This is a genomic window from Streptomyces sp. ME19-01-6, assembly GCF_033793745.1.
GTDB lineage: Bacteria > Actinomycetota > Actinomycetes > Streptomycetales > Streptomycetaceae > Streptomyces.
Map to the genome: position 1 here is coordinate 79,320 of NZ_JARAXF010000012.1, position 25,465 is coordinate 104,784.

The window sequence follows — 25,465 nt, forward strand, 5'->3', positions numbered from 1 at the left end:
TGTTTACGTAAACATCCAGTGGCGGCATGTCTACACTGCCCGAATGTCGACGGTCAAGGGTCGTCGTACGACGATTCCGCAACACTGCGGACGAAAGGGGGATACATGGACACAACGGACAGCGAGTCGGCGAGTGCACCGCAGACCCGGGCGGGGGCCGGGACGACGCGCGCCGACCGAAGGGTCCAGCGCGCTTCCATGGCGGACGTCGCCCGCCTGGCCGGTGTCTCCTCGCAGACCGTCTCCCGTGTCTCCAACGGCTACTCGGGGGTGACCGATGAGACCCGCCAGCAGGTGCTCGCGGCGATGAAGGAGCTGGGCTACCGCCCCAACAGCGCCGCACGGGCGCTCAAGCGGGGCGAGTTCCGCACCATCGGCGTCATCACCTTCAACCTCGCGACGACCGGCAACGTGCGCACCCTGGAGGCGATCGCCACCTCCGCGGCGCACGAGGGCTACGCCGTGACGCTCCTGCCCGTCGCCGTCCCCACCCAGGGCGAGGTGCGCGGCGCCTTCTCCCGGCTGGGGGAACTCGCCGTCGACGCCGTCATCGTCATCATGGAAGTGCATCTGCTCGACGTGGCCACCATCTCCCTGCCGCCCAACATCCAAGTGGTCGTGGCCGATTCGGACGCCGGCGACCGCTACAGCGTGGTCGACACCGACCAGGCCGGCGGGACCCGCGCCGCCGTGCGCCACCTGCTCGACCTCGGCCACCGCACGGTGTGGCACCTGGCCGGCCCGGAGGAGTCCTTCGCCGCCCAGCGCCGCGCCGACGCGTGGCGCGTCACCCTCACCGACGCGGGGTCCGCCCCACCGCCCCTGGTACGGGGCGACTGGTCGGCGGAGTCCGGCTACCAGGCCGGGCTCCGCCTCGCCGACGAGGCCGACTGCACGGCGGTGTTCGCCGCCAACGACCAGATGGCGCTCGGCCTGCTGCGGGCCCTGCACGAACGCGGCAGGAGGGTGCCCGAGGACGTCAGCGTCATCGGCTTCGACGACATCCCCGAGGCCGGCTCCTTCCTGCCTCCCCTGACGACCGTCCACCAGGACTTCGCCGAGGTGGGGCGGCGCTGTGTCGAGGGAGTGCTCTGGCAGATGCGCGCGGATGCGACGGAACCCGGCACCACGCTGGTCCCGACCCGCCTCGTGCTGCGCGGCAGCACCGCGCCACCGCCTTCCCCGACCGACCGTGGCACCAACCTGCCGGGACAGCGCAATTAGGTCATATCGGGCGTTGTGAGCCTGTCCAGGCGGGCCACCAGCCGGGTCAGGGTGGCGGGGGCCACGCCCGCGTAGTCGAGCAGCAGCCCCGTGGCGGCCGGTGGCCCGTACCAGTAAGTGCTGAGCCGGTCGACGAGTATCCCGTCCCGCAGCAGCGCCTCGGCGCACTCGGCCTCCGCCTGTGCGTCGGCTGTGTCGAGCAGCACATGGAGCCCGCCGCCGAGCCCGCGCGGCAGCGGCGGGTGTGCCGCCGCGCTCAGCGCCGTCCGCTGTTCGGCCACCAGCTTGCGGGCCCGCCGCAGCTGACGGGTGAGTTCGCCGGTGCTGAGCAGTTCGGCGACGGCCTGCTGGACGGGCAGGCTCAGGTACGAGTCGGTCTCGCCGCGCAGCCTCGCCACCGCGGCCGCCAAGGGACGCGGCGCCACCAAGTAGCCGGTGCGCAGCGACGGCGCCAGCAGCCGCGAGAGGGTGCCGACGTAGGCGACGACGCCCTGGTCGTCCGAGGCGGCCAGGGCGGGCGGGCCGGCCGCGGTGAACTCGCCGCCGTAGTCGTCCTCGACCAGCAGCACACCCTGTTCGCGTGCCCAGGACAGCAGTTGCCGCCGCCGGTCGCCCGACAGGGGCGCGGTCGTCGGGAACTGGTGGGCGGGGGTGAGCAGCAGCATCCGCGGCGGCGGGTCGAGGCGTCGTACCAGCTCCACCCGGATTCCGTCGCCGTCCACCGGGACCGGCACGACGACGGCGCCGCGCTCGCGGGCCATGCGGGTGAAGGGCGGATAGCCGGGTTCCTCGACGGCGACCCGGTCGCCGGTCCGGATCACCGCCCGCAGCAGGAGACCGAGCGCCTCGGCGGCGCCGCCGGTCACCACCACGTCGGCCGGTGCGGCGGCCACCCCCCGGCCGGCCACCAGGTAGTCGGCGAGCGCGGCGCGCAGCCGGCGGTCCCCGGCGGGGTCCCCGTAGCCGCTCGGCAGCCGCCGCTGGGCCGCGGCCTGCCACGCCCGGCGCCAGACCGCCGTGGGCAGCGCCGCCGCCGGGCGGGCGCGCAGCCGCAGATCGAGCACCGGCCCGGGACGGCCGGAGTCCTCCCGCACCGGGGTCAGCCGCTCCAGCCAGGGCGCGGTGTCCGGCACCGGCCGGGCCCGGCGCGGCCGGCCGTCGGCGCGGACGTAGCTGCCGCTGCCGTGCCGACCGGTCGCCAGACCGCGTTCGGCGAGCACGGCGTAGGCGGCGAGCACCACATTGCGCGAGACGTCGGCCGCGGCGGCCAGCGCCCGGGAGGACGGCAGCCGGGTGCCCGGCGCCAGCCGTCCGCTGTCGATCGCGGCGGCCAGCAGTCCGACGAGGGTGTCGGCCAGGCTCTCCGCCCCGCCCCGGGGCAGCGGCAGCGGGATGCCGGCGGCCACCACCGACTCCAGACCCCGCTCGACGCGGACCCGCCCGCGCTCCACGGCAACCTCCGGGTGAGTGGTCTGCCAGGTCCAAGGCCAAGTGGCTCTGCCGCAGCGTACCGGCCCGGCCGAGACTGAACGCGCCACCTCACCCGCCACCTCGCACGGAACGGACAGCGCATGACGACCACGACGACGGGCCCCTCGCCCTCCGCGCCGCCGGGCCCACGCTTCGTCGTGCTGGCCGACGATCTGACCAGCGCGGCGGAGGCGGCCGGCCACCTCGCCGACACCGGCCGCACCGCCACGGTGGTACTGGACCCCGACGCCCCGTCCGCCACCGACGGCGGCAGATGGCCGTGTGTGGACCTCGACAGCCGCCATCTGCCACGGGGCGAGGCCGCTCTGCGCCACCAGCGGGCGACCGGCCGGCTGCTCGCCCGGGCCAGGGGCGGTGACGGTCCTGTCGGCCCGGTCGGCATCTACAAGACGATGGACAGCTCCCTGCGCGGCAACTGGCCCGCCGAACTGGTCGGCGTCATGCGCGCCTCCGGCCGCACCGTGGCCGTGGTCGCGCCCGCGTGCCCCGCGTACGACCGGCGCACGGTGCGCGGCCACCAATACGCCGACGGCGTCCCGGTGCACCACGGCCCGGCCGGCCGGGACCCGGTGCGGCCCGTGACGGACTCCTCGGTCCTCGCCCCGCTGGCCGGGGAGGGGATGCGCGTCATCCCCGTCGCGCCCACCCGGGACGACCTGGCCGCGGCCCTGTCCTCCGCCCTCGCCCAACCCCCGGCAGCAGCGGGAGAGGTCGCGCCGTTGCGGGCCCTCGTGGTCGACGCCACCACCGGCGAGGACCTGGACCGGATCGCGGCGGCGGTCGTCGGCCACGCGGCCGACGTGGTGTTGTGCGGCAGCCCCGGCCTGTGGGAGGCGGTTGTTCCGTTCGATCCGCTCGGCCCGGACCGCTCCCCCGTACGCGCCCCCGTGACCGCGCCCGTGACCGGCTCCCGCGGGCGGGCACTCGTCCTCGTGGGCAGCCGCCACCCCACGACCCGCGCGCAGCTCGCCCGGCTGCGCGAGGACGGCGTCCCCGTCTTCGCCACCACGGACTTCGCCGGGCACGCCGACCCGGCCGACCACCTCACCCACCTCCTCGAAACACAGACCGCCGTCGCGCTCACCACCCCGGAGGCCCTGGAGGAGGACCCCGCGGCCGCGGCCCGGCAGCTGCGGGAGCTGGCTGCCCTGGGGGCCGCCTGTGCCCGCGCGCTGCCCGGCCTCGGACTCCTGCTGACCGGAGGAGACACCGCGCGCGCGGTCTGTGGCGCCCTCGGCGGCTCCGCCATCCACACGGTCGGCACCGTCGCCCCGGGTATCCCGCTCGGCACCCTGAGCGGCGCCCGGCCCCACCCCGTCATCAGCAAGGCCGGCGGCTTCGGCGATCCGGAGAGCCTGATCGCCGCCGTCGCCGCACTCACCCGGAGGACCGCATGACGACGTCCGCACAGGCGTCCACCGACCCGGCCCGGCCACGGCTCGCCGTCACCATGGGCGACCCCGCGGGCATCGGCCCCGAGATCACCGTCGGCGCCCTCGCCGATCCCCGGTCGCACGACGCCGACCTCGTCGTGGTCGGCGACGCCGCCCGGCTGCGGCAGGCCGCCCGGCTGCTGGGCCTGACCGTCCCCTTCGAGACCGTCGAGGACCCTGGGTCACCGGTCCGTCAGAAAGGTGCGGTCCGGGTCCTGCGGACCGGCGACCCCACCGACCACCTGCCCTTCGGCCAGGTCCGCGCCGAGGCCGGACGGGCCTCGTTCGGCTACCTGGAGACCGCCGTACGCCTCGCGATGGACGGCCGGCTCGACGGCATCGTCACCGCCCCCGTCCAGAAGGAGGCCTGGCACGCCGCGGGCATCGCCCACCCGGACCACACCGCGACCCTGGCAGCGCTCACCGGCGCCCGCCGCCACGCCATGATGCTGGCCAACGACGACCTGCGGACCGTACTCGTCACCACCCACCTGCCGCTGTCCAAGGCGCTCACCGAGATCACCACCGAACGGGTCCTGGACATCATCGAACTCGCCCACGACGAAATGCGCGCCCTCGGCATCGAGTCACCCCGCGTCGCGGTCGCCGGCGTCAACCCGCACGCGGGCGAGGGCGGGATGTTCGGCGACGAGGAGACCCAGGTCATCGGTCCCGCCGTCGAGACGGCCCGGGCCGCGGGCATCGACGCCTCCGGTCCGCACCCGCCGGACACCGTCTTCATGCGCGCCCGCCGCGGCGAGTTCGACATCGTCGTCGCCCAATACCACGACCAGGGGCTCATCCCCATCAAACTGCTCGGCGTCGAAGAGGGCGTCAACGTGACGCTGGGCCTGCCCTTCGTCCGCACCAGCGTCGACCACGGGACCGCCTTCGACATCGCCGGCACCGGCCGCGCCGACGCCGGAAGCCTCCGCTACGCCATCCGCAGCGCCCTCGACTTCGTACACGCTCGTCGCCGACCGTCCCGCAGGAGTACCTCTTGACCGAGTTCGTCTTCATGCTCACCCGCGACGACCGCACCGTCGCCGACGCCCACGCCGTCCTGGACAGCGTCAGCGGCGTCGGGCTGCGCCACATCGGCTTCAAAGACGTCGGCCTGCCCCACGGCGAGCTGCGCGGTCTCACCGGGCGCATCCACGAACTCGGCGCCCGCGCGTATCTGGAGGTCGTCAGCGTCGACGCCGCCGACGAGCTGCGCAGCATCGAGGCCGCGGTCGGGCTCGGCGTCGATGTGGTCCTCGGCGGCACCCATGTCGCCGAGGGTGTCAAGGTCCTCGACGGCGCGCCCGTCGAATACTGGCCGTTCCCCGGCCGCGTCGAGGGCCACCCCAGCGTGCTGTGCGGGGACGCCGCCGACATCGTGGCGAGCGCCGAGGAACTGGCCGGGACACCGGGGGTGCACGGCCTCGACCTGCTCGCCTACCGCTTCGCGGGCGACGCCGCGGCGCTGGCCGCCGCGGTGGTCGCCGCCGTCGATGTGCCCGTTCTGGCGGCGGGCAGCGTCGACCGGGCCGAACGGATCGCCGCGCTGTGCGGCGCGGGCGTCTGGGGGTTCACCGCCGGGACCGCCGTGCTGGACGGCAGTTTCCGCGTCGACGCCGCCTCGCGCGGGGTCGACGACCTGCTGAGGGCCGTACTCGACGCGAGCCGCCGGCGCTGAGCACCTGGCCGCCCGGACGCTCCGGAGCGGGGCGTCCGGGCGGCCGGGCTCAGCGGTCCGGGCCGTCCAGGGCCCGGCGCGCCTGGTGGGCCAGGGCCGAGGCGTGGGGCTCGGTCAGCATGGTCCAGTGCCTGCCCGAGCAGGGCAGGACGGTCAGTCCGCCGGGATGCAGGCCACTCAGCCAGGTGCGCAGCCGCGCCTCGGTCCGGTGGGTGAGACCGGCCTTGAACAGCACCGTACGGCAGGACACCGGCCTCGGCCGATAGCGCAGCATGGCCCGCAGATAGGCCCGGAAAACCCTGTTCACACCGGGCACCGACCGCACCGCCCGGCCCGCGGGCCCGATCTGGAGGGCGACCAGCGCCTGGTGCCACAGGCCCGCGGCGAGGTGCTGGGGAGCGGACCCCAGGGGGCGGCCGCCGCTGTCCGGGGCGAAGCCGTCGAGGAACAGCAGCAGTTCCACCCGCTCACCGGCCCGCTCCAGCTGCGCCGCCATCTCGTGGGCCACCAGGCCGCCCACCGACCAGCCGCCCACCGCGTACGGGCCGTGCGGCCGCACCGCGCGCAGCACGCGGATGTGGTGAGCGGCCAGGTCCTCCACGCGGTCGGGGGTGGGCGCGCCGCTCAGCAGCCCCGGGGCGTCGATCCCGTATACGGGCCGGTCCCCGCCGATGGCCCGGGCGAACTCCCGGTAGCACAGCGAGCTCCCGGCCGCGGGGGCGGCGAGGAAGAGGGGTGTGCCCCGGTCGCCCTCGTGGAAGCGGACCAGTTCGCGGGGCGCCGCGGGGGCCCGCTCCGACCGCTCTCCCCCGGCGGCTCCGGTGTCCCCGGCGCCTCCGGCGTCCCGGGTCTCCTGGGCCAGCGCGGCCAGTCGGCCGAAGGTCGGCTGTTCCAGGAAATCCGCCAGCGGTACGGCGATCCCCAGGTCTTCGTGGATGCGGCCGCGCAGCCGTACGGCCATGAGCGAATCGCCGCCCAGGGCGAAGAAGTCGTCCTCGTCGCGTGCCGAGGACGTCCCCAGGAGCTGGTTCCAGATGCCTGCCAACCCCGCGGCCGCGGCAGGTGCTTGGGCGGCCGCCCCCTCTGGCGAATCCTGGACGGCGGAAGGGCGCGGGCCGGGCGCCCCGGAAGGGACCGAGGGGGCGACCGCTTCGTCGACCGACGCCAGCAGCACCGCGTGGTCCGCCGAGGGCCGCTGCACCACGGCGACGTCCGAGAAGCCGGCGTCGTCGAGTGCCCGCCGCCACTCGTCGGCGGGCAGGTGGACGGAGTCGGTGCGCAGGTCGTCGGCGAAGTCCCACCAGCCGGGCGCCAGGCCCCACATGAAGTGGGTCCACAGCGCCACCCGCGTGACCTCGACGGCCCCCAGCCAGCCGCCCGCGGCCAGCAGCCCGCGCAGTCGGCGCAGCGTCGCGGGCAGGTCGGGCACCACGTGGAGGGCGTTGTAGGCGAGCACGATGTCGAAACCACGGGCGGGGAACCCCTGGGTGCCGAGGTCCTTGCTGAGGTCGAGCCGTGCGCACCGGACCTGTCCCCGGCCCCGCTCGGCCGCGCGCTCCCGGGCCCGGCTCAGGGCCAGGGCGCTGACGTCGGTGAAGGTGTAGAGGTCCTGGGGATGGGCCGGCCAGGACTCCAGCACCCGCCCGGTGAGCTCTCCGCTTCCGCCGCCGACCTCGAGCACGCGCAGCGGCCGGCCCGCCTCGCGCGGCCCCCGGCTCGCGGCCACGGCCGCCGCCAGCTGGTCCAGGCAGGGTCCCGCGTCGGCGACATCGACCGTGTTGTCGGTCAGGCAGGCGCGCAGAAACGTATCGCTGCCGTCCGGGTACAGCACGGAGACCGGCTCGCGCTCGCCGGCCAGCACCTCCGGATACGCGCCCGCGCAGTGGTCGAGCATCCGGCGCAGCCCGCGCGCCTCGTCGAGCCGGGCCGGGTCGAGCGCGGAGCGCAGCCGCTCCTCGATGTCGTCCGGGACCAGGAGGCGCTGGCCGCCCGGGGCCGCGTCTTCCGCATCCGTCGCACCCGTCGCCTCCTCGGTGAGGAAGCCGTGTTCGGTCATGGCCCGGACCATCAGCCGGGCCGGTCCGGCCAGCTCGCCGTGTCCGGCCAGGCGGTCCGTCAGTTCCCGTGCGCTCACGGCGTCGCCGGGCGCGAGGCGGCCGATCCGCAACCCGAGCCGGGTGGCCAGGGCCGCGGTGTACTCGTCGAGGCGGCGCACCAGGCCGGGCCGCTCGGACAGCGTGGGCCGGTCCGCGGCCGGCGGGGCCTGCAGGTCTTCGGCGATCCGCCGCGCGGTCGCCGCGTGCGCCGTCGCCGCGGGCGCGGCGCGCGGCAGGTGCGGGGCCGGTACGGCCGTGGCCGGGGCCGGGCCCGGCGCTGCCGTAGCCGGTACGGCCGGGGCCGCGGGCTGGTCGGTACCGGTGCCGCAGGGCCTGGAGTCCAGGGGGTGGGGCGGCAGGGAGCAGCGCTGCCGGGACCCGCCCGCGAACTGCCCGACCTCCACGCTCAGCCCGGCCTCCCAGAGCCTGCCGACCGCCTCCAGGACCCGCGCCTCGGCGTCGTCCGTCGCGCCGTCGAGCAGGGGGACCGTGAGGTGGCGCGCGGTGTGGCGGGGGTGGTCGCGGACCGCCCGGCTCATGGAGGCGCCCGGCCCGAGTTCGACGAACACCTCGGCGCCGCCCGACAACAGCGTGTCCAGACCCTGCCGCAGCCGCACGGTGTCCGTCAGCTGGGCGGCCCAGTAGTCGGCCGACGCCACCTCGCCGGGGGTGGCCCAGCCACCGGTGACGTTGGACACCAGGGGTGTTCGAGGTGCGTTCGCGGTCAGCCGCGCCACGCGGGCGCGCAGCGCGGCCGCGGCCGGGGCCATCTGCCGGGAGTGGAAGGCCCTGCTGGTCTCCAGCAGGCGGGCGGGCCGGCCCTCCAGCCGCTCGGCGAGTCGCTGGACCGCCTCCGGAGGCCCGGAGAGGACCAGGCGGTCGTGGCCGTCCACGGCCACCGCGGGCCGGGGCCCGGGCAGTTGCTCCAACGCCCGTGTCACGGCCTCGCGGTCGCCGTCCCGTACCAGCTCGACGGCGAGCATCCGGCCGGGAGCGGTGTCCCGGGTGGCCAGCGCCCGGGTGTGCACCAGGCGCAGCGCGTCGGGGAGCTCCCACACCCCGGCCGCCAGGGCGGCGGCGTACTCGCCGATGCTGTTGCCCATCACGGCGCTCGGCCGGATGTCCCAGCCGTCCAGGGTGCGGGTGAGGGCGTGTCCGAGGGCGAAGAGGCCGAGCTGCTGGTGAACGGGGTCGTGGTACCACTCCGGTGGTGTCCGCGGGCTCAGGAGTGGCGAGAGGTCCGTGTCGGCTTCTTGCCGGGCCCAGGCGCGAACCTCGTCGAAGGCCTCGGCGAACGCGGGCAGCACGGCGTACGCCCCGGCGGCGGCTCCGCCCGGGCACAGGGTGCCCTGGCCCGGGTAGAGGAAGGCGACGCCGGTCGGCTCGGCTGTCGCCGGGCCGTCCGGCAGGGGCTCCCCGAGGTCGCTCAGCGCTTCGGCGGCCCGCGCCACATCGCGGGCGACGACCGTGGCGCGGTGTGCGTAGCGGCGCCGGCCGTCGGCCAGGGTGCGCGCCACCTCGTCCAGGCGCGGGGGGCGGTCGTCCCGCAGCCGCTGGGCCAGGTCGCTCCGGGCGGCGCGCAGCGCTTCGGGAGACGAGGCGGACAGCGCCAGCAGGCGGGGCCCGCGCGCCCCGGCGCCGGTGGCGCGTGGTGTCGGGGCGGCTTCCAGGACGGCGTGCGCGTTGGTCCCGCCGACGCCGAAGGAGCTGACGCCGGCGAGCGCCGGCCGGCCCTCGGGCCAGGGGCCATGGCGGTCGGCGACGGTGAACGGCGTGGTTTCCAGCTTCATCAGCGGGTTGGGCCGTCGGAAGTGCATCGTCGGCACCAGCTCCCGGTGCCACAGCAGCAGCGCCGTCTTGATCAGGCCGCTGACGCCGGAGGCCGAGCCGGTGTGTCCGATGTTGCCCTTGACCGCGCCCAGGACACAGGACCCCACCGCGTCCGTGGTGGTGCGGAACGCGGCGGTGAGCGCGGCCACTTCGACGGGGTCGCCCAGTCGGGTGGCGGTGCCGTGTGCCTCGACGTAGCCGACGTCCGCCGGGTCGACGTCGGCCCGGCCCAGGGCCGCCAGGATGACATCGCGCTGCCCGCCCGGCGAGGGCGCGGTGAACCCGGCCTTGTCTCCCCCGTCGTTGTTGACCGCCGTGCCGCGGATGACGGCCACCACCCGGTCGCCGTCGCGCAGCGCGTCCTCCAGCCGGCGCAGCACCACGACGCCCGCGCCCGAGCTGGAGACGGTGCCCGCGGCGTCGGCGTCGAACGGGCGGCAGTGGCCGTCGGGCGACAGGATGCCGCCCTCCTCGTACACATAGCCCGTCACCTGCGGGAAGAACAGCCCCACGCCCCCCGCGAGGGCGGCGTCGCACTCGTATCCGAGCAGGCTCTGCACCGCCTGGTGCACCGCGACCAGCGAGGTGGAGCAGGCGGTCTGCACCGTCAGCGCGGGCCCGGTGAGCCGGAGTTTGTACGCGGCCCGCGTCGCCAGGAAGTCCTTGTCGCGGCCGAGGGTCTGGCTGACGAGCTCCTCCTGCGAGGCGCCCAGGGGCACGGCGTCGCACCCGGCGAACACCCCGATCGGGCCCGGGAAGCGGTGCGGGTCGATGGCCGCGTCGTCCAGGGCGGTACTCGCGCACTCCAGGAACACCCGCTGCTGGGGGTCGATGCCACGGGCCTCGCCGAGGCTGTAGCCGAAGAACGACCAGTCGAAGCGGTCGGCTCCGGCCACCACTCCGCGCGCGGCCACGAAGTCCGGCCGCTCCGCGAGCCGCCGGTCTGTGCCCGCGGCGGCGAGCTGGTCCGGGGTGAAGCGGGAGACGGTGTCCCGGCCGGCCACCAGGTTGTCCCAGAACGCGCGGACGTCCCCGGCGCCCGGCAGCCGGCAGGCCATGCCGACGATGGCCACGGCGTCCTCATGCATCGGTTCCCTCCTTCCGGTCGGTCGCCGGGCGTCGGTCGCGTTGCCTGGCCCGGCGTCCCTTCCGGGCCCGCTCGCGGAAGTCCTTTGCCGCCGAGGCCGCGTGTTCGCGCTCGTCCGGCCCGTCGATCGCCCGGGCCATGGCGTGCACCGTGGCGTGTTCGAAGAGCCGCTGGACAGGCAGTTCGATACCGAAGGCGCCCTCCAGCCGGCGCTGCAGGGTGGCCAGGCGCAGCGAGTCGCCGCCCAGGTCGAAGAAGTTGTCGTGGACGCCGACGGTGTCCACGCCCAGCACCTCGCGCCACAGGGCCGCGATGCGCCGCTCCCGGTCGTCCTGGGGCGCCACGGCCGGGGCCGCGCCCACCAGGTCCGCGCGGCCGGGCCGGGGCAGGGCCGCGTGGTCGACCTTGCCGTGCGGGGTGAGCGGCAACGCGTCGAGCCACACCAGAGCGTCCGGGACCAGTGGGGGCGGCAGCGTCTCGCGCAGCGCCCCGAGCACCGCCTGGGTCGCGGTCGCGGTCACGGTCGCGGAGGCCGCGTCGGCGCTGGGCACCGCGTACGCCACCAGGCGCGCGGACGCGGCCTCGAAGGCGCGTACGGCGGCCTGGGCGACCAGCGGGTGCGCGGCCAGCCGGGCCTCGATCTCCTCCGGCTCGATGCGGTGTCCGCGCACCTTGAGCTGACGGTCCGCCCGGCCGATGAACTCCAATGTTCCGTCGGGCAGCCAGCGCCCCAGGTCCCCGGTGCGGTAGACGGGGCCGGGCGCGCCTTCGGGACCGTCGGGAAGAAACCGCTCGGCGGTCAGTTCGGGGCGTCGCCAGTAGCCGAGCGCCACTCCGCTGCCGCCGATGAGGATCTCGCCCTTGACGCCGACGGGGCAGCGGTGGCCCGACTCGTCGACCACGTGGACGCGGACCCCGGCCGCCGGGCGGCCGACGCGCCCCGGGCGGAAGTCCGCCTCGCCGGGGGTGAGGATGTGGCTGGCGGCGGTGACCGTTGCCTCGGTCGGCCCGTAGCAGTTGACCAGCCCGTACGGCAGGCCGGGCGGCGGGGCGGAGCCGAGCGCCGCGCCACCGTGGACCAGCCGGCGCAGCGCCCGGGGCGGCTCGCCGTGGGCCCAGATGGTCTCGACGAGCGCCGCGGGCACGACGGCGACGGTCACCTGGTGGGTGTCCAGCCACGCGGACACCTCGCCGGGGAACACGGTGCCGGGGTGCGGAACGAGTGCCGCGCCCGCGGTGAGGGTCGGCCAGATCTCCGAGACGGCGGCGTCGAAGCCGACGTTGATGAGCTGGCTCACCCGGTCGGCCGGCCCCAGGGCGAGCAGGTCGGCGAACCACTGGGCGTGCTGGGCGAGCCCGCCGTGGCGGACGACGACGCCCTTGGGCAGGCCGGTGGATCCCGAGGTGTAGACGACGTACGCCGGGTCGTCGGGGCTGGGCAGCCCGGTCGCGGCGGCCACGGGGCCGCCGTCCGCCGTGTTCTGGGTCTCCTCGGTCACATGGAACGCGGTGACCTGGTCCGGCAGTTGGTGTCCGCCGTCGGTGAGGACCACCCGCGCGCCCAGGTCGTCGAGGATGTACGCGACGCGCTCGGGCGGGTATCCGGGGTCCACCGGGCAGTACGCGCAACCGGCGTACCACGCCGCCAGCATCGCCACGACCAGGTCGGGCCCCCGGTCGAGCAGCACGGCCACGACCGGTTGCCCTTGGCCCACCGGTCGCTCGATGCGCGCCGCGAGCCGGCGGGCGCGGGCGTCCAGTGCGGCGTAGCCGAGCGGGCCCTCGGGGGTGTCGATGGCCGTGGCGTCCGGTGTGGCCCTCACGCGCGCGGCGATCAGGTGCGGCACCGTCGTGGGCGGCGCGGCGGCGGGCCCCTGCTCAAGCACGGCGAGCGCGGCGCGCTCGTCGGCGCCGACGCGGGGCAGCGAGGCCAACGGGCGGTCGGGCCGGTCCACGAGATCGGCGAGCACCGCGGCGGTCAGCGCCGCCAGCCGCTCGGCCTCCGCGCGGCCGATGCGGTCGCCGCGGTAGGCCAGCAGTCCGCGCAGGGTGCCGTTCTGCTCCTGGAAGGACACCGTCACGGCGCCCTTGGCGGCCCAGTCGGCGCCATCGCCGCTCAGCGCGAACCGCCGCAGGCGGTGGCCGCCGAGCGACGGGGCCCGGGTCTCGGGGACGACGGGGGTCAGGGCGACGTCGGCGTAGGGGGTGATGCCGTAGCGGCGCTCGGGGTTGAGCGCGGCGACCACCTGGTCGAACGGCACATGCTGGTCCTCCAACGCCTCCAGCACCCGCTCCCGCATTCCGCGCAGCAGCGAAAGCGCCGTCGTGTCCTCGTCCACCACGGACCGGATCACCACCGTGTTCGTGCACGGCCCCACCACCGAACCGAACCGCTCACCCCCACGATTCGCCACCGGACACCCGAACGTCACATCCCGCTCACCACTCCACCGGTGCAACGCCCCCGCGAACCCCGCCGCCACCGCCATGAACCACGACACACTCTCCCGCTCCGACACCCCGCGCAACCGCTCCAACACCCCCACCCCCAACGGAACCTCCACCACACCCGACGGCTCCACCACCCCAGGCTCCGGCCACGACACATACGCCGGAGCCCCCGCAAGCCGCCCACACCACCGCTCCACCCCCGCACGACCCGCCACCGAACCCACCAACTCACCCTGCACCCGCACAAACTCCCGATACTGCACCACCCCGGCGGCAGCGCTCTGTCGGAGTACGGGGGTGTGCGCGGTGTCGGCCAGGGCGGTCAGCAGCTCGCGGAGCAGCCCGGCGAGCTCCTCGGCGTCCCGTCGGCTCAGCTGGTCGCCCCGGTACGACAGGCCCACGCGGTCCGTCCCGTCCTCGCGGAAGACGGTGACGGTGACCGGGAACTTCTGCTCCGCGGCGAGCTGACTGCTCATCACCGGAGTCAGGACGGTGCCGCCCAGGGGGTAGCCGTCGTCCACCGGCGCCAGGTTGAGGACCGCTCCGGCGTAGGGGGTGATGCCGTAGCGGCGCTCGGGGTTGAGCGCGGCGACCACCTGGTCGAACGGCACATGCTGGTCCTCCAACGCCTCCAGCACCCGCTCCCGCATTCCGCGCAGCAGCGAAAGCGCCGTCGTGTCCTCGTCCACCACGGACCGGATCACCACCGTGTTCGTGCACGGCCCCACCACCGAACCGAACCGCTCACCCCCACGATTCGCCACCGGACACCCGAACGTCACATCCCGCTCACCACTCCACCGGTGCAACGCCCCCGCGAACCCCGCCGCCACCGCCATGAACCACGACACACTCTCCCGCTCCGACACCCCGCGCAACCGCTCCAACACCCCCACCCCCAACGGAACCTCCACCACACCCGACGGCTCCACCACCCCAGGCTCCGGCCACGACACATACGCCGGAGCCCCCGCAAGCCGCCCACACCACCGCTCCACCCCCGCACGACCCGCCACCGAACCCACCAACTCACCCTGCACCCGCACAAACTCCCGATACTGCACCACCTCATCGCCCAGCCCCGCGCCCTCGTACACCGCGTTCATGTCCTGGACGAGGGGCACCAGGGACGGGCCGTCGCACACGAGGTGGTGCAGGCACAGCACGAAGAGCTGGCCGTGTTCGCCCAGGTCGATCAGGGCGGGCCGCAGCAGTCGGCCGGAGGCCGGGTCGAAGGGTGCCCCGGCGACCTCGCGGACCCATTCCCGCCACCGCCCGTCCTGCTCGGCCGGGTCCACACCCGACAGGTCCACCTCTTCCAGGGGCGGCGACCAGGGTTCCCCGATCCGCTGCCACAGCCGGCCGCCGCGCTCCACGAACCCGGTGCGCAGCGCCTCGTGGCGGGCCACGACGGCGTCCAGGGACCGGCGCAGCCGCCCGGGTTCCAGGCGTCCGCCACGCACCCGCCACACCAGGGGCATCGCATAGCGGTCGGGGCCGGAGGAGAGCTGCTCGTCGAGGGCGATACGGCGCTGGAAGTCCGACGCGGGCACGAGCACCCCGTCCGCCGCGTCCGCCGCCCGTTCCGTATCCCGTCCGTCGTGGGCGGCGGGCCCGGCCGGGCCCGGGGGGCGGTGTCCGCGCGCCGCGAGCGCCTCGTCGATCCGGTCCGCCAGGTCCCCCAGCCGCGGGTGCTCGAACACCGTGCGCACCGGCAGGTCGACGCCGAAGCGCGTCGACACCTGGGACAGCAGGGTGGCGGCCAGCAGGGAGTGTCCGCCCGCCTCGAAGAAGGAGGTGTCGGCGAAGATCTCCGGCACGGGCAGCAGGTCGCCCCACAGCGGGGCGAGGGCCCGGGCCGTCTCGGTGCGCGGGGCGCTGCCCGCCCCGTCCGTGAGCACGGTGCTCCGGGCGGCCAGCTCGGCGAGGTCCACCTTCCCGTTGACCGAGAGGGGGATACGGTCCGCCACCTTGAAGACCGAGGGCACCATGTATGCGGGCAGCCGCTCGGCGAGCCGGGCGCGCAGCTCTCCCGCGTCGGGCGCGTTCGTGGGGCACCAGAGGTGGGCCACCAGGCGGTCGGTGTCCGCCTCGTCCACAGTGACCTGGGCCTGCGCGACATCGGGGTGCCCGGTCAGGCAGGTCTCGACCTCGGCGGGCTCGATGCGGTAGCCGCGCACCTGCAGTTGGTCGTCCATCCGGCCCAGGTACTCAAGCGTGCCGTCGGGCCGATAGCGGCCCAGGTCACCGCTGCGGTAGAGGCGGCCGGAACCGTACGGGTCGGGCACGAACCGCTCACGCTCCAGCTCCGGCCGTCCCACATACCCGGCCGCCACCCCCTCGCCGCCGACGCAGATCTCCCCCACCGCGCCGACCGGCAGCATCCGGTGCCGCCCCGCGGCGGGGTGCGGGTCGAGGAGGCGGACGGTGGTGGTCGGGAGGGGCGTGCCGATCGGGCTGCGGTCGGCCGCGATGTCCTCGGCGGTGATGGTCCGGGCGGTGACATGCACGGTGGTCTCAGTGATCCCGTACATGTTGACCACCTCGGTGCCGGGGTGGCCGGTGGGCCAGTCGCCGAGGGTGGCCGGGGCGAATCTGGCCCCGCCGAGGATGACGTACCGCAGGCTCGCCATGCGTCGCTCCTCGGTGTCCGTGACCCGGACCAGCTGCGCGAACATGCTCGGGGTCTGGTTGAGGACCGTCACCTGGTGGCGGCGCACCAGCTCCGCCACGCGCCGTGGGTCGCGCAGCTCGTCGCCGTCCGGCACCACGAGCCGGCCCCCGTGTACGAGGCAGCCGAAGATCTCCCAGACGGAGAAGTCGAAGGCGTACGAGTGGGCAAGGACCCACACGTCGTCGGGCCCGAAGCGGAACGGCAGCCGGTCGCCCGCCACCAGCCGCACCACATTGCGGTGGGTGACCCGCACCCCCTTCGGGCGGCCGGTGGTGCCCGAGGTGTAGATGACGTAGGCCAGGTCGTCCGGGGCGGGCTCGGGCAGGGTCTCTCGGTGCGGGGGCGCGGCGGTGTGGTCGATCTCGTCGAGGCGTACGGTCGGGCCGGCGAAGCCGGGATCAGCGGTGTGCGCAGTGTTCGTGAGCAGCAGGGTCGCCGCGCTGTCGGTGAGGATGAAGGCCGCGCGGTCCGCCGGTACGGCCGGGTCGATCGGCACGTACGCCGCCCCCGCCAGCAGCACGGCCAGGACGGCCTCGATCTGCGCGGTCCCCCGCTCGACGCGCAGTCCGACGGTGTCGCCCGGTCGTACGCCGTGGTTCACGAGGACCCGGGCCAGGCGCTCGGCGCGCTCGACGAGCTGCCGGTAGGTGAGCGTGCCGTCGCCGCCGGCCAGGGCCACCCGGTCCGGGTGACGCGCGGCCCGCTCACTCACCAGGCGGGCAAGCGTGGTGTGCGGGTAGTCGGCGGCCGTGTCGTTCCACTCCTCGATCTGGCGGTGGCGCTCGGCCTCCGTGAGCGGTTCGAAGGCGCCGAGGAGGGTGTCGGGCCGGGTGGCCGCGTCGCGCAGCAGGCGCTGCCAGTGCTCCGCGAAGAGCCGCATCCGGGCCGGGTCGTAGTACAGGCCGTTGAACACCAGCCGCCCGCCGACCCCGTCGCCGTCCCCGCCGCCGGCCGTGGGGCGCAGCGTCAGGAGCAGATCGCATTTGCCCAGGCCGACGGCAGGGGTGGACGGTTGGCCTTCGGGCGCGTCGTGCTCGAAGTCGAACACCACGTCGAAGAGAGCGGTCCGGCTCATGTCCTTGGGCGGGGCGACACGCCGCGCCACCTCGTCGAAGGGGGCGTGCCCACAGGCGCGCACCTCCCTCAGGCCCGCCTCGCACGCCCGGGCCCAGGACGCGAAGGACTGCTCGTGGCCGCCGCGCAGCCGCAGCGGCAGGAAGTCGTCCATCGGGCCCACCACATGGGCCGTGGCGGTGTCACGCCGCGGGTTCGCCACGCCCACGGTGAGATCGGTCTGCCCCGAGTACCACATGAGCAGGGTGGTGTACGCCGCGAGCAGAGCGGCCTCGGTGCTGACGCCCTCGCGCCGCGCGAGCCCGGCGAGGCCCGTACCGTCCGGGAGGTCGACCGGCAGGGAGTGTTCCTCGTAGATGTGGACGGCGGCCCTCGCCCGGTCCTCGGGCAGTCGCAGGGCTCCGCTTCCGCCGTCGAGCAGCTCGGCGAGGCGGGCCGTCTGACGCTCTTCGGCCTCGGTGTCCCGCGCCTGCCACCACTGGGTGAACGAGGATGGCGCGGGCGGCAGTTGGCCGCCGTCGAGCAGGGTCGCGAGCTCCTGGCCGACGGTCCGCAGCGAGGCCCGGTCGGCCACGGCGAGATGCGCGACGAGCACAAGGGCGCACCCCTCGCCCGTGCCGCCCCGCGGTGCGACCGCGACCCGGAACAGCGGCCCCTCGGCGAGGTGGAAGGGGCGGCGCAGCCAGGCGGCGACCCCGTCGGGGGCGGTGTCCGTGAGGGTTGCACACTCGACGGGCACACGCTCGTGGACGCGCTGGGTGCAGGTCCCGCCGGAGAGTTCCACCGTGGTGCGCAGCGCCGGGTGGCGATCCAGGACCGCCGCGACCGCCTGGCGCAGCTCGCCTTCTGCGGGGATGGCGTCCAGGGCGAGCAGCTGGGACACGTTGTGGTAGACGGGGGCGTCCTCGTACACCGTGCCCCGCTCGAAGTGTTCGACGAAGGCCATGCGCTGCTGGTGCGGGGTGGCCGGGTACTCCTGATACGGGGCCGCCTGGACGGCCTGCCCCACGCACTCGGCGTAGGCCCGCTCCAGGTCGCGCAGGAAGACCGGTTCGGAGCCGATGTCCCACACCAGATGGTGCAGAGCGCACATCAGCAGCTGGTCCCGGCCGTCCTCCTCCAGGTCCACCAGCATGACGCGCAGCAGCCGTCCCGAGGCGATGTCGAAGGGCTCCTGAGCGAGGGCGTCCAGTGCCGCGCGGGCGTCGGCCAGGCGGCTCTCGCCGGTGGCGCCCTCGGCGACGCGGTGCACCACCTCCGGGACCCACGGCTCTTTGACGACCTGCTGCGGCCTGCCGTCCGGCTCCCGTTCGACGAAGCGGGTGCGCAACGCCTCGTGCCGCGCCACGACCTGGCCCAGCGCGCCGCGCAGGGCGGTCGGGTCAAGCCCGCCCCGGACCCGCCAGGCGAGCGGCACGTTGTAGAACGAGCCGGTGCCGCGCAGCCGCTCGTCCAGCCAGATCCGCTCCTGGAAGCCGGACGCGGGGAAGCGGTCCCCCGGTGTATCGGACGCCTCCCCGGATACGTCCCCGGGCACCTCCTCGGACACCTCAGCGGGGGCGCGGCGCGCGTCGAGCTCCTGGGCCAGGGACGTCAGGCGCGGCTTCTCGAAGACGGTGCGCAGGGAGATGTCCACGCCGAGCCGCGCCGAGACCCGCGAGACGAGGCGGGTGGCGAGGAGGGAGTGTCCGCCCAGCGCGAAGAAGTCGGGGCCTTCGGCCGGATCGACCTCGGTCCGCAGCAGGTCGGACCAGATGGCGGCGAGTTCGCGCTCGGTGGGGGTGGCGGTGGCGGTGACCCCGGCGTCCGTCTCGTCGGCGGGCTCCGGCGGGGCCCCGGCCGGGTCCGCCACCGGCGGGAGCTCGGCGCGGTTGACCTTGCCGTTGACGGACAGCGGTAGGTGGTCGAGCACGACATATGCGGACGGCGTCATGTAGTCGGGCAGCTGGTGCTGTGCGTACGCCTCGATGGCCGCGGCCAGTTCGGGGTGCGGCTCCGGCCGGATCGGCTGGTTGGTGAACGCCTCCGCCGGAGCGTCCGCGGCAAGCGTACGGCGCCTGGGGTAGGCGTCCGAGACGAAGTCCGGCGCCTTCGGCCCGACGCTCTCGGGCAGCGCAGTGGGGTCCAGGAACAGCACGTCGAGACTGCCGTCCGCCGCCTTTGCCCAGGTGAGGACGGTGCGCAGGCCAAGGCCCCGGCCGAGCGCGGCGAAGTCCTCGGGGTCGGGGCAACCGCCGTCGTCGAAACCGTCGTCGAAGACACCGCCGTCGAGGGCGTCGCGGGCCGCGGCGACACCGGTGCCCGCGCACACCTCGTGTTCGGCCCGCAGCAGCGGAAGCACCCTGGCGTTGGGCACCCCCGCGAGCCGCAGCGCGGACGGCTGCTTGTCGCGCAGGTAGCGGCCCACATCGGCCAGGTCGGCGACGTCGTGGCCCCAGCGCGCCACCGTCGCGTCGGCGCACGAATAGGGCTCTGCGCCGGCGGACACCTTGCGCAGCACGGCCTCGTAGCGGAACTGCGTGAGTTCGTTGTGCGCTCGGCCGCGCTTGACCCGCACATCGACACCGGCGACCTCGGGCAGCGCGCCCAGGTGTTCGGTGAAGAACTCCGGCTCCACGAGGAGTTCCTTCTCGTGCAGCACCGCGCGCTCCACCGCGCGCTTCAGCCCGGCGAGGTCTTCGTGGCCGTCCTCGGCCGCCGGGCGCCGGAGTTCCACTCCGGTGCGGAACTCCCGCAGCAGCCTCTTGGGCCGTACGTCTCCGACGAAGAGGTGTCCGCCGGGCGTCAGGGCGTCCAGCGCGCCGCGCAGCGCCGTGGACAGGTAGGCGGCGCTCGGCAGGTACTGCACCACCGAGTTGACGACGACGCAGTCGAAGTGTTCCAGCGGGATGCCCGACAGGTCCCGGGCCTCGCGCCGCAACAGCCGTAATCGGTTTGCGAGCCGTTCGTCCTCGCGCACCTTCGCCGCCAGCCGGGAGACGGCGCGCTCGGAGAAGTCGGTGGCCCAGTACTCCGCGCAGTGCGGGGCCAGGCGGGCGAGGAGCAGCCCGCTGCCGACCCCGATCTCCAGGATGCGGCGCGGGCGCAGCGCGAGGACGCGGTCGGCGGTGCGGTCGCGCCACTCCCGCATCTCGTGCCGTGGGATGGGTGTGCCGCGGTAGCTGTCCATCCAGCCGCCGAAGTCCTCGCCGAGCGCGGCCTGGTCGCCCTCGCGGTACATGTCCTCGTACACGTCCTGCCACTCGCGGACGCGCTCGACCTCGTGGGCTTCCCCGCCGCCGCTCTCCGGCGCGGCCGTGTCCGGCGCGGCCGTGTTCTGCTCTGCCGTGGGCACCAGGTAGGCCACCAGGCGCCTTCCACCTCCCGCGGCCAACTGGGGCACGACGACGGCCCGCGCCACGTCCGGGTGGCGTTCCAGGCTCAGTTCGATGTCGTGCGGCTCGATTCGGAAGCCGCGGATCTTCACCTGGTCGTCGGCGCGGCCGAGGAAGAAAAGAGTGCCGTCGGGGGCCAGGCGCACCAGGTCGCCGGTGCGGTACATGCGGCCCGGGTGGAAGGGGTTGGCGCGGAAGCGCTCGCGGGTGGATTCGGGGCGGTTGACGTAACCGGCCGAGACATGCGCGCCGCCCACCCACAGCTCGCCCGGGGCACCCTGGGGCACGGGACGCCCGTCCGCGTCGAGCACGTACAGGGTGGTGTTGTCCATCGCCCGGCCGATGGGGACCGGGCCCCGCGGTGCCCGGGTCATCCGGTGGCGGGTGGCGAATGTCGTGGTCTCGGTGGGGCCGTAGCCGTTGACGACGACGATGCCCGGGCAGGTGTCGAACACCCGGGCCACGGCCGCCTGGGACACCACGTCACCGCCGGTCCACACCTCGCGCAGGCCGCGCAGAGCGTCGGGCTCCTCCTCGGCCAGGGCGGCGAAGAGCCCGGCGGTCAGCCACGCCGCGGTCACGCCGTGGCGCGCGATCGCCCCGCGCAGCGTGGCCGGGAGCAGCGCCCCCGGCGGCGCCACGCAGATCTGCCCGCCGGACAGCAGGGGCACCCACAGTTCGTACTGCACGGCGTCGAAGGCGTGCGGCGAGTGCCACAGGACCCGCTGGTGCGCGCCCCCCGACCAGCAGCGGTCGTGGGCGAGGGCGACGAGGTTGCGGTGGGTGATCTGGACGCCGGAGGGCACCCCGGTCGAGCCGGAGGTGTACATCACACAGGCCGGCGCGTCCGGGGACACCGGCTCGTCCGGCGCCGGCGGCACGGGCGGCGCGGTCAGTGCGAGCTCGGCCACGTCGGCGACGGGCAGGCCCGCGCCGTCCTGCTCGCGCACCACGGGCAACTCGCGCGTGGCGCCGTCGACCAGCAGCAGGTCGCCGTCGGCCTCGGCGATCAGCGTGCGCAGGCGGGTGGCGGGCTGCCGCTCGTCCAACGGCACATAGGCCGCACCGGTCTTGAGGACGGCCAGCAGGGCGACCAGCAGCTCCACGGACCGCTCCATGAACACCAGGGCGGTGGAGCCGGAGCGTACGCCCCGCTCGCGCAGCAGCCCGGCGAGCCGGTCGGACCGCGCGTCCAGCTCCCGGTAGCTCAGCTCCGTATCGCCGCCGACCACGGCCACCGCGTCCGGGGTACGGGCGGCCTGCTGCCGGAACAGCTCGCCCAGGGACGCCTCGGGCAGGGGCCGCGGAGCCTCGTTCCATGTGTCGAGGAGCCGGGCGCGCTCGCGGGGGCCGGTGCACCCGGAGCCCGCCACGGGGCGGTGGACGGTGTCGGGGCCGAGCCCGTCCAGCAGAGTGACCAGCCGCTCGTGGTGGTCGGCGAGGGCGGCGTCGTCGCACCGGTCGGGGTGCGCGTCCAGGGTGAGCCGCAGATCCTCGCTGCCGGTGCTGCTGGTGTGCTGGAAACAGCACAGGGTGAGGTCTTCGGTCGGCATGATGGAGAGGTTGTGCAGGGTGCCCGACGCACCACCGAGGTCGATCGTGCCCAGCGGCGGTATCAGGTTGACCAGCGGTCCGGCGACACGTCTGCGCTCGGGCCAGCCGAGCTCCCGGCGCAGGTCCTCGCCGCGGTAGCGCTGGTGCGCCACCGCCTGTGCCACGGCCTCGTGGGTGTCGGCGAGCAGCCCGGCCCAGCTCGTGGCGGCGGTGATCCGCAGCCGCAGCGGAAGGACGTCGGACATCATCCCGGGGAACCGCTCGGCGGTGGGCGTGGCGCGGCTGCGGCTGGCCAGGCCCACCACGATGTCCTCACGGCCGGTCATACGGGCGGTGTACGCGGCGACGGTGGCGATGAGCGCCCGGGGGAAGTTGGTGCCCGCCTCCCGTGCCGCCGCGCGCAGGGCCCGGTGCCGTTCGGCGGGCAGCGTGAAGGCCGCCCGCCGCACCTCGTGCGCGGCCAGTGCCGTGCCGCTCCCCTCGGTCAGGGCCGTACGGCTCCCTTCGGTCAGCTCGAGGGGGGCCGGGCGGTCGGCGAAGCGGTCGAGCCAGTAGGCCCTGCTGGCCGCGTACTCCGCCGAGGTGCGATAGTGGGCCGCCTCGTCCAGGGCCTCGCCGAGGGTCTGGAACCGGGCCAGGGGGACCGGGCCGCCCGCCCGCAGCGCGCGGTAGACCTCGGCGACACGCTGGGCGATGAGGTTGAAGGCGTATCCGTCGGCGACCACGTGGTGGTAGCGCTGTGCCCATAAGGTGCGCCCGGGGGCGACTTCGAGGATCGCGAAGTCGCTGACGTGGCCCGCCTCCAGGTCGAAGGGGATGCGCAGGAACCGCTGCAGCCAGGTGTGCGCCGCGGCCATCGGGTCCGGCTCGGCGGTGAAGTCGTGCACAGCGATGTGCGGCGCGTTGGGTTCCAGCAGGATCTGCCCCGGCGGGTCCGACCGGCCGTCGAAGCGGACATGCAGGCCGTCGACCTCCATGACTACGCGTTTGATCGCGTCGATGAGCAGGGCGGTGTCCACCGCTCCCTGGATGTCGAGGTATTGCAGGCAGTTGTAGACGGGGCTGGTCGGATCCAGGTTCTGTGCGTACCAGATGCCGGACTGGGACGGGGACAGGGGATGGGTCGGACGGGAAACCATGGCTGTTCCTGCTTCCTCTTCCTGCGTTCCTGCGTTCCTGCGCGCCGGGGTGCGGGTGCCTGGTGCGGGTGCCTGGGCCTGCCGGTCCGGCTACGGCACGTCGGGGCCGGACACGCCGGGGTCGGACACGTCGGTGACGACGTCGTCGAGCAGCCCGCCGTGGCCGTCCCCGGTGATCCACCGCCGGGTCACCCTGCCGGTGTCGGGCCGCTCCTCCTCCTGCGCCTCGCGCGCGTGTCCGGCGATCCGGAGCAGCGCCCCGGTGCAGTAGATGTCGGCCAGGTCCTGCGCCTCGGTGTCGTGTTCGGCGGTGCGCCGCGCCGCCCGCGCGAGGACCAGGCTCGCGGCCATGATCTCGGTGGCCCAGCGGGCGACGGCGATCAGCGTGTGCTCCTGCGCGAAGAGCGTCTGATCGTCCGGGTAGGCCTCGGCCAGCGCGGCGCAGCGGGCACGGAACTCCTCGACGGAGTCGTGCAGTTCGGCCAGGTGGCGCTGGTTGCGCGGGGTGAGCGCGGCGGTCAGGCGCTCCCGTGCCCCGGCGGCCTGCTCGGTGCCCTGGCCGTCGTCGAGGGCGCCCGCGCGATGGTAGGAGAAGATCGCCAGCTTGGAGAGCCAGTAGTCCAGCTGGAAGTCCACCCCACCCGAGATCCGCAGGTTCCTGGCGTCGCGGAAGGAGCGCTCCAGGGGTACGGGCGGCGCGCCGCGCGCCGCCTTGCTGGCCGCGGTCTCATAGCCCTCCGCCGCGAACAGCGACATGGTGCGGTCCACGACGCCCCAGCACAGCAGCGAGCACAGGTTCTTCGCCACGGCCTGTTCGAAGAGCGGGTTGAGGCCCGCGTCCTCGCACAGCAGGCTCCACTCGGCGACCGCCTCGAGCGCGAAGGTGTCGGCGAGGGACTGGCCGATGAGGTGCTGGATCTCCTCGTACTCCCCCAGCGGGACGCCGTCCACCCGGCGTCGCCGCACGAAGCCGCGCGACCACTCCAGGCACAGCTTGGCGATCGCCAGGGACGGCGCCGCGATGAGGTACATCCGGCCCAGGATCGCCAGCCCGCCGGCCTGGGCGGTGATCCGCACATCGTGGGCGCTGGGCTTCTCCACGAAGACGTGGTCCCGGGGCACGCGCACCCGGTCCAGGGTGAACCCTCCGTTGGGGAAGCCCTTGATGCCCATGAACTCGTGCTCGGCCGACCGCCGCACGCCGGGCGCGTCCGGGTCGACGACCACCAGTCTGCGCAGCTCCCGGCCGTCCTCCTGGACGGTGGCCACCACTCCGAGCAGCTCGGCGAAGGGCGCGTTGCCGCTGAACACCTTTTCGCCGCTGACCAGGTAGGCATGGCCGTCCTCGGTGGGGACGGCGACGGTCTCCCTCCGGTGATTGGCCGCGCCGGACGGTTCCGTATCGGCGAAGCTGGATATCAGCCCACGCGCGACGCGCTCGCTGAGCATGTCGCGCAGTGGGCCCTCGGGAAGAATCTGGACCAGCGGGGCGAAGCCGATCGAGTTCTGCACCGCGACCACCAGACCAAGCGGAAGCGACCAGCTGGAAATGGCCTGAATGACGCGGAAAGCATTGAGGTCGGACAGGGCGAGGCCGCCCAGGTTCCGGGGACTCTGCAGTTTCAGGTAACTGCTCTCCCGTAGCCGTTTGATGGCCTCCCGGGGCAGTTCTCCGGTCTTCTCCACAAGGGCGGGATCCACTAACCCGCGGGCGAACTCCTTGGCATCGGCGACTAGCGCGTCGCCCTGTTTACGGTCACTCTCCGGCTGCACCGGAAACGGATGAACGAGATCCAGCCGCATTGAGCCGCGGAGGATCTCTTCCAGGAAGCTGGTCCTCCCCGGCACGTTCATGCCGTTGAGCGGACGAGACATGAGGCATCCCTTCTGCGAAAAGACAAAATCAAGCCATCGCGCGGGCGCGCGCTCGGTGACGTGATCAGGAGTAAGAAGTAATGGGGAAAGGGATCGCAGAACCGGACAGGGGTACGCGCATCGGGAACCGGCGCGGGTGGGCGGTGCTCAGCCCGGACCGGCACCTCCCGGCTCATGGGCGACGCGTCGGCCCGGGCGGCCGATACGCGGTGACAGGATTGTCGGACACCCCGGATAACGGGCCGGACCAGGGGAAACGCGATGCCACATGCGCAGCCGACCTGCCACAGCCTCCCCCTCGTGCCGGACTTCGGAAATCACCCTCACCCTGATACGGCCGGGCGCCCGAGGTCAACACCTCGGGTATGGCAGGCAAAGGACAGCTTCCCCCGGCAGCCCCGTCCCACGGCAGTAGTTTTCGGGCACAACTACCGTGAGTCTCTTCATGGATTGCCCGGGGCGGGGGTGGGGTAATGTGCGGC

8 protein-coding genes are annotated in these 25,465 nt (G+C 74.4%); 4 read left to right on the forward strand and 4 right to left on the reverse strand.

The window, feature by feature from the left end:
- The first annotated feature begins 105 nt into the window (after nucleotides 1–105).
- On the forward strand, nucleotides 106–1,224 hold the full coding sequence (locus PV419_RS25850; protein ID WP_319692687.1) for a LacI family DNA-binding transcriptional regulator: 1,119 nt from the start codon (nucleotides 106–108) through the stop codon (nucleotides 1,222–1,224).
- On the opposite strand, the gene PV419_RS25855 is transcribed toward PV419_RS25850, so the two are convergent.
- Nucleotides 1,221–2,675 (reverse strand): PLP-dependent aminotransferase family protein, encoded by a 1,455-nt coding sequence (locus PV419_RS25855; protein ID WP_319692688.1) that lies wholly within the window; start codon nucleotides 2,673–2,675, stop codon nucleotides 1,221–1,223. The genes PV419_RS25850 and PV419_RS25855 overlap by 4 nt on opposite strands.
- 120 nt (nucleotides 2,676–2,795) lie before the next feature.
- On the opposite strand from PV419_RS25855, the gene PV419_RS25860 reads away from it, so the two are divergent.
- The 3 genes from PV419_RS25860 to PV419_RS25870 are packed head-to-tail and all read left to right on the forward strand — an operon-like array spanning nucleotide 2,796 to nucleotide 5,829.
- The gene (locus PV419_RS25860; RefSeq protein WP_319692689.1) at nucleotides 2,796–4,112 is read left to right on the forward strand and encodes a four-carbon acid sugar kinase family protein; all 1,317 of its coding nucleotides are present in this window, start codon (nucleotides 2,796–2,798) and stop codon (nucleotides 4,110–4,112) included.
- On the forward strand, nucleotides 4,109–5,152 hold the full coding sequence (pdxA, locus tag PV419_RS25865; RefSeq protein WP_319692691.1) for a 4-hydroxythreonine-4-phosphate dehydrogenase PdxA: 1,044 nt from the start codon (nucleotides 4,109–4,111) through the stop codon (nucleotides 5,150–5,152). The genes PV419_RS25860 and pdxA overlap by 4 nt, the downstream gene beginning before the upstream one ends.
- A complete protein-coding gene (locus PV419_RS25870; protein ID WP_319692693.1) occupies nucleotides 5,149–5,829 on the forward strand; it encodes a hypothetical protein in 681 nt (226 codons plus the stop codon). Before pdxA ends, PV419_RS25870 begins: the two co-directional genes overlap by 4 nt.
- A 49-nt stretch (nucleotides 5,830–5,878) precedes the next feature.
- Here the strand turns inward: PV419_RS25870 and PV419_RS25875 are convergent, their stop codons facing one another.
- The 3 genes from PV419_RS25875 to PV419_RS25885 form a co-directional block, all read right to left on the reverse strand.
- Complete coding sequence (locus PV419_RS25875; RefSeq protein ID WP_319692695.1) at nucleotides 5,879–10,843, reverse strand: polyketide synthase; 4,965 nt, start codon at nucleotides 10,841–10,843, stop codon at nucleotides 5,879–5,881.
- On the reverse strand, nucleotides 10,836–23,108 hold the full coding sequence (locus tag PV419_RS25880) for a non-ribosomal peptide synthetase (protein ID WP_319692697.1): 12,273 nt from the start codon (nucleotides 23,106–23,108) through the stop codon (nucleotides 10,836–10,838). Before PV419_RS25880 ends, PV419_RS25875 begins: the two co-directional genes overlap by 8 nt.
- A gap of 90 nt (nucleotides 23,109–23,198) precedes the next feature.
- Nucleotides 23,199–24,983 (reverse strand): acyl-CoA dehydrogenase family protein, encoded by a 1,785-nt coding sequence (locus PV419_RS25885; protein WP_319692699.1) that lies wholly within the window; start codon nucleotides 24,981–24,983, stop codon nucleotides 23,199–23,201.
- Nucleotides 24,984–25,465 lie beyond the last annotated feature (482 nt).

Excerpts from the sequence above, each read along its gene's own strand:
- PV419_RS25860 (WP_319692689.1), top strand. The coding sequence starts at position 2,796 with ATGACGACCACGACGACGGGCCCCTCGCCCTCCGCGCCGCCGGGCCCA.
- PV419_RS25850 (WP_319692687.1), top strand. The coding sequence starts at position 106 with ATGGACACAACGGACAGCGAGTCGGCGAGTGCACCGCAGACCCGGGCG.
- PV419_RS25885 (WP_319692699.1), bottom strand. The coding sequence starts at position 24,983 with ATGTCTCGTCCGCTCAACGGCATGAACGTGCCGGGGAGGACCAGCTTC.
- PV419_RS25880 (WP_319692697.1), bottom strand. The coding sequence starts at position 23,108 with ATGGTTTCCCGTCCGACCCATCCCCTGTCCCCGTCCCAGTCCGGCATC.
- PV419_RS25875 (WP_319692695.1), bottom strand. The coding sequence starts at position 10,843 with ATGCATGAGGACGCCGTGGCCATCGTCGGCATGGCCTGCCGGCTGCCG.
- pdxA (WP_319692691.1), top strand. The coding sequence starts at position 4,109 with ATGACGACGTCCGCACAGGCGTCCACCGACCCGGCCCGGCCACGGCTC.